1 protein-coding gene and 1 pseudogene are annotated in these 657 nt (G+C 69.7%); both read right to left on the bottom strand.

Annotated features, from left to right (window positions below):
• Positions 1–393, bottom strand: a pseudogene (locus EOA86_RS37275) (energy transducer TonB); the annotation flags it as partial.
• Positions 393–657: biopolymer transporter ExbD (locus EOA86_RS37280; RefSeq protein WP_206630282.1), on the bottom strand; the 265-nt coding region annotated here is incomplete at its 5' end. The gene EOA86_RS37280 and the pseudogene EOA86_RS37275, both read right to left, overlap by 1 nt.

A 657-nucleotide genomic window follows, 5' to 3' on the forward strand; every position in this document is an offset into this window, starting at 1 on the left:
GTCGACCCGCTCCGCCATGGTCGGCGGGGTGGGCTCGACTGTGTCGGCCGGAGCGGTTTCCGACGGCTCGGTGACCGGCTCTGCCTGCTCGACGGGCGGTTCGGGCGGAGGCTCCGTTTCGGCTACGGGCTCCTCGGCAGGATCCGGCTGATCGGGCGCAACCTCGTCCGGTATCGGGGCCGGCATGGCTGGCGTGAACGCCATCGGCGACAACTCGATCACCTGCGCCTGCGGCGGTCCGCCATCGGGCTCGGCCGGGCGCCAGCTCTGCATCGCATAGCCGATCGCGGCATGCGCCACCAGAACCAGCGCAGCCGCGCCCGCCCACCAGGCAATCTCGCGCATGCCGAAACGCCGCTGATCGGCCATCGGCAGGACGGCCGCCGGCGACATTATTGGCCCGTTCCGACTTGCGGCGCCGTGGCATCGCCGGGCGCGGTCTCGAGACCGACCAGCGCGACCTTCAGATAGCCGGCGCCGCGCAAAAGGTTCATCGCCTCCATCAGATCGCCATAGCCGACCGCCCTGTCGGCGCGCAGGAAGATGCGCGTCTGTCTGTCGCCTTTTGTCCTGCCGACGAGCGTGGCGGCGAAGGCTTCGCGCGGCACGGTGTCGTTGCCGATCGCCAGGCTGAGATCGTTTTTCAGCGTCAGGAAC

The organism is Mesorhizobium sp. M5C.F.Ca.IN.020.32.2.1, from assembly GCF_004023105.1.
GTDB lineage: Bacteria > Pseudomonadota > Alphaproteobacteria > Rhizobiales > Rhizobiaceae > Mesorhizobium > Mesorhizobium wenxiniae.